5 protein-coding genes and 1 other annotated feature are annotated in these 4437 nt (G+C 36.6%); of the genes, 1 reads left to right on the plus strand and 4 read right to left on the minus strand.

Going from position 1 to position 4437, the window contains the following annotated elements:
- Nucleotides 1-138: 138 nt before the first annotated feature.
- Nucleotides 139-378 (minus strand) — a binding site (T-box leader).
- Between the two features lie 71 nt (nucleotides 379-449).
- The 4 genes from ACIQXF_RS22940 to ACIQXF_RS22955 form a co-directional block, all read right to left on the minus strand.
- Nucleotides 450-1292: a DUF2785 domain-containing protein gene (locus ACIQXF_RS22940; protein ID WP_402788106.1), complete on the minus strand. Its 843-nt coding sequence runs from the start codon at nucleotides 1290-1292 to the stop codon at nucleotides 450-452.
- Between the two features lie 309 nt (nucleotides 1293-1601).
- Nucleotides 1602-2564 carry a DUF3221 domain-containing protein gene (locus ACIQXF_RS22945; RefSeq protein ID WP_402788108.1) on the minus strand — a complete coding sequence of 321 codons (963 nt, stop codon included), beginning with the start codon at nucleotides 2562-2564 and terminating at the stop codon, nucleotides 1602-1604.
- Entirely contained in the window at nucleotides 2557-3078 is a 522-nt protein-coding gene (locus ACIQXF_RS22950) for a sigma-70 family RNA polymerase sigma factor (protein ID WP_402788111.1), read from the minus strand. The genes ACIQXF_RS22945 and ACIQXF_RS22950 overlap by 8 nt, the downstream gene beginning before the upstream one ends.
- A 60-nt stretch (nucleotides 3079-3138) precedes the next feature.
- On the minus strand, nucleotides 3139-3582 hold the full coding sequence (locus tag ACIQXF_RS22955; protein ID WP_402788114.1) for an Lrp/AsnC family transcriptional regulator: 444 nt from the start codon (nucleotides 3580-3582) through the stop codon (nucleotides 3139-3141).
- A 140-nt stretch (nucleotides 3583-3722) separates the two neighbouring features.
- On the opposite strand from ACIQXF_RS22955, the gene ACIQXF_RS22960 reads away from it, so the two are divergent.
- Nucleotides 3723-4307: a DJ-1/PfpI family protein gene (locus ACIQXF_RS22960; protein WP_402788117.1), complete on the plus strand. Its 585-nt coding sequence runs from the start codon at nucleotides 3723-3725 to the stop codon at nucleotides 4305-4307.
- Nucleotides 4308-4437 lie beyond the last annotated feature (130 nt).

Here is a 4437-nt window from a genome sequence, read left to right on the forward strand (position 1 = left end):
TGATGGGTCAATTTGGCGTTGACACTCATGCATCATACAAGAGGGCTTTTTCTTTTTCAAGCCCCTGAAAATCCTTCTAACAGGAATGCTCCTATACAATTCGTTTGTATAAAAGGCATACAAAAAACCCCGTCCCAAGTAAGGGACGGGGTTAACCGCGAATACCACCCTAATTCTATTGAAGCAACGTTCAATAGCACTCAGCAACGTACAATCATACGTGTTCTTTTTAACGGTAGACACCCGAATTAGCCTACTATATTCAGCTAATCTTCTCAGAGAGGATCTTCGTGTAACACTTGCACACCGACTTCCACCATTATGTCGGCTCTCTGTAGAACAAAATGAAACACTACTCTTTCTCATCAACGAATTTGTATGCTTTTATTGCCATTCATCTTATCAAACTAAATTTTGTCTGTCAATTTCAAATCAAAAATATTTTCCTATTATAATTCACTAAGACAAGTTGCAATGCTTTGATGGAGAGTGGCGTATTGTAGTTTGCCATTCGTTTGAATATAAAAGCTTTTTAACAGTGTTTTGCAATTGAATAGGATTATTCTATAGTGTTCTAAATCCAATTGACTCTTTTGTGTCATTAAAGTTATAGGAATTTGCAGCAATAATTGGATAATCTCTTGCTGCTCCAAACCATGCTCAAGCATTGTTAGAATAGGTACTAATAGCCTTTCATCTTCATTATGAATAAACACATAATCGTTCCGCAAAATCATGTTCCATAATGCATGTAGAAAATCAACATATGTCTCTTTACTGATTTTAGGATTTTTCACGAGTTCATCTATAGCATCCGATACATGTGCCACACTATGAGCCCATCCTTTTCCTGTGACATAGCCTCTTACATCCTTTTCTGCAGCTAAATAAGCGAGTAATTTATCTTTACAATCATCAAGTTTGTGTTGGGATAAAAAATCATCTTGATGATCTCGAAATAAAATAAGCGCTAGCAATAGTGATGTAAAGGTGCGAGTAAAAACCAAATCGGATTCACGTTCTTCGATACCCTTACATAATAAATTGTTCATACTGAAATCCAAAAGCTCTGTTAAACGGCTATGATCCAGTAGATTTTTTTCGAGGATCCAATCATAAAATGATCCATATATTAGATTGTCTCGTAACTCACTGTTGGTCGAGCCGATATGCGCTAGCATTGAATGCAAAAGCTGCTCTTGATTCTCCTGTTCCAAAGTTGCTTGACCTTTTTCCAACGCTTGCAGTCTATCTTTTAATTCATCTTCCCTTAATATATCATTTAACAGCATATGTATTTTTCTCCTTTGTTTTATTAATTTCCGTGCTCAATGATACTTTCTCGGTAATTGGCATCGCCCAACGCCAGGATGACTATTCTCGAGACTTGCTTTTTAAATAAACCAGTAGAAGAGGCAAGTTTAGAGAAAAAATTCAGTGGCATTGTCCAAGATAGCAAATCTAAGCTCTCCTTTCTATTTTAAAAATCAAAAGACCCTCTAACTAAAAAAAATATTACAATAATTGTACCTTATTCCAAATAAAAAACCTATTTGTTTGAAAAGCTAGACATTCCTTTCATTTGAATGTCTAGCTTTTTATCACTGATATTCTTCTATGATTTTCATGCCAATAATATCTTTAAAATCTATGAAAGGTTTAGAACCATCACTACCTATACCCTCGCTATATTGCACTTCTACTCGATCACCGATTGATAATGTTTGAGGGACATCCACTAGCGGGAACCACGTACCGTTTGTATATTTTTGAACGATTTCATCCGCGGATAGCTTACCAATATCGGTTGTTGCAACACCTGATACAACTAAAAATTCATGTTCCTTTATAGCTAAGACCATACCGCTCCTTGTAAGGATCATTTGACTTTCCTTTGGAGGAACCTTATATTTTTCGCGTAAGGAAGCTATTTCTTCATGATAATGCAGCTCTAAATAATTCATTGCATCTCTCGCAATGAACCAATTTAGTATCTGGTCACTTACATCTGGAAATTCATTCTTAGACTGCTCCCATAATAAATTGGTCATTGCAGATTTATAGGCGATTGGCTTTGCGTAACGTGCAATAAACTCATCCCTTGTGATTCGAAGTAATTGTAAACGTTCATCAAATGTTGGATTTATATCATAGTTTAATTCTTCCATCACTGTTTCTAGTTCTTTATCGATTTGTTCTTGTGTAGGTGCTAACCCCTTCGATTGTGCATAAGCAAAGGAAGATTCCAAACGTAAAAAATTATCGAAACTTGCTGCATATAAGCGATTTTTACCATTTATACGAGAATCTCTTTGTAAGTGTAGCTCTATAATTTTTTCATCTAATACGGGGGGAATAGTGGCTGATAGCTCCAGATTATCATTGTATTGGCTATACATAAATACTCCTATACATACTGTCAAAATGACGGTAAGAATACCATATTGCCAGCGTCTAGAGCTTTTTTTGACATCACGCTGTTCTAGATGCTGAATGACATTTGTCATCACACGCTTTTTACTTTCTGTTAAATCCCTTAGTACACTCACATTAACTTTACTCATGCAATAGCACCTCCCATTCTATATGCTGTAGCTTTGGCTTTAATAACTCTCGCCCACGACGTAGCCTCGTTTTCACTGTACTCACTGGAATACGTAATAGCTCTGCAATGTCGACAACTGACATTTCTTCAAAATAAAAATGGATAATAACCTCACGCTGTTTCAATGGAAGCTCCAGGATTGCATTTTCAATTAATGTTTGTTCATCCTGCTGTACAAGCATATCCCTTCTTATGATTGCCTTCTTAGCAAAAATTTTCTGTTGTACCTGTATTTTACGGTATGTCCAGCTACGTAAATAATCCTTACTTTTGTTAATGACGAGCTTCGATAAGTATGCTTTTAACTCTCCACGTTCTTCATAGTTATGCTGATTATCATAGAACTTAATAAATACATCTTGAACGATATCCTCTGCGCTTTGTAGATCCCTAACGTAATAAAAGGCAAGTCGGATTAGTCTTTCTGTATGTCGTTCCATGATTTCTTCGAGTTCATTTATTCCAAGCAACATTTCTCCCCCTCTCTGCCCTATAAACGGTGCTCATGGTACAGAGGTTTGCTTTTTTGCAATTTACTTGTATTTTTTATCAGAAAATGGTGCAATGACTGTTTTTTCGGTTGAAGATAGCACGATATTGGTAGAAGGTGTTCCATAGGGCATAGCCGCATCAATAAACTGCTCTAATGTTTCAACTGAATAGGTTGCTAATTTGACAATATAGCTAATCTCCCCTGCTACTCGATAGCATTCTAGAACATCTGGATGAGCATAGCAAAATTCCGAAAGACTTTTACAATCGATGGATTTAAATAAAATAATCGCCTGAATAGTACGTGCCATTTTTTTGATGTTGACCTTTGCATGATATCCTTCAATCACACCTTGTTCCTCAAGCTTTTTGACGCGTTCAATAACAGCGGGAGAAGATAAATGTACAGTTGTGGCTAATTCCTTCATCGAGATTTTCGCATTATGCTGTAACTCCTGTAAGATTTGAGTATCAATTTGATCCATAGTCATCCACCTTTCATAATCAACTACTATGCGTATAATTCCTTTTATTATAAGGTATTTTATCTAAATTACATTATACAGCTCCTGTTACAAGGAGGCTCTATTGATTACAATAAAAGCATAAAGGAGGCAGGAACAATATGAAAAAAGTATTATTACTATTAGCAAATGGCTTTGAGGCTGTGGAAGCGAGTGTTTTTACCGATGTACTAGGCTGGAATAAATGGGAAGGTGATGGAACAACAGAGGTTGTCACGGTAGGCTTACATGATCAGCTGCAATGCACATGGAATTTCAAGGTCACTCCTGAGAAATTGCTTCATGAAATTGATTTAGAGGATTTTGATGCTTTGGCTATCCCAGGTGGCTTTGAAGAAGCGGGATTTTATGAGGATGCCTTTAGCGAGGTATTTCAAGCGGTGGTTCGTTATTTTGATGATCAGAAAAAACCGATTGCAACGATTTGTGTAGCTTCCCTTATTTTAGGACATAGCGGTATTCTACATAATCGTCAGGCAACAACCTACAATCATCCAACAAGTAAACGATTAGCACAGCTTGAAAGCTATGGCGCGGCGATTGTCAACGACCGCATTGTGCAAACAGAACATATTTTAACCTCCTCCAATCCCGGAACAGCCTTTGATGTAGCGTTTCGCTTACTAGAAACACTGACATCTGCCCCAAATACAAAGAAAGTAAAAGACTTAATGGGCTTTCGCTAGTATTTAGAAGATTTTTATCTAGTTACAGCATTATAAAAAGAGGCTGGGACAAAACTAGCTGATATTCAAGAAAAAAGGGAAATCGATGTTATTCGATTTCCCTTTTTTCTTGTTTGACCCTATTTCTCGG

The organism is Lysinibacillus sp. NPDC097231, from assembly GCF_044761885.1.
Lineage (GTDB): Bacteria > Bacillota > Bacilli > Bacillales_A > Planococcaceae > Lysinibacillus.

Bases quoted from the DNA above. Each gene is read 5' to 3' on its own strand.
- ACIQXF_RS22955 (WP_402788114.1), bottom strand. From the start codon at position 3,582: ATGGATCAAATTGATACTCAAATCTTACAGGAGTTACAGCATAATGCG.
- ACIQXF_RS22950 (WP_402788111.1), bottom strand. From the start codon at position 3,078: ATGTTGCTTGGAATAAATGAACTCGAAGAAATCATGGAACGACATACA.
- ACIQXF_RS22945 (WP_402788108.1), bottom strand. From the start codon at position 2,564: ATGAGTAAAGTTAATGTGAGTGTACTAAGGGATTTAACAGAAAGTAAA.
- ACIQXF_RS22960 (WP_402788117.1), top strand. From the start codon at position 3,723: ATGAAAAAAGTATTATTACTATTAGCAAATGGCTTTGAGGCTGTGGAA.
- ACIQXF_RS22940 (WP_402788106.1), bottom strand. From the start codon at position 1,292: ATGCTGTTAAATGATATATTAAGGGAAGATGAATTAAAAGATAGACTG.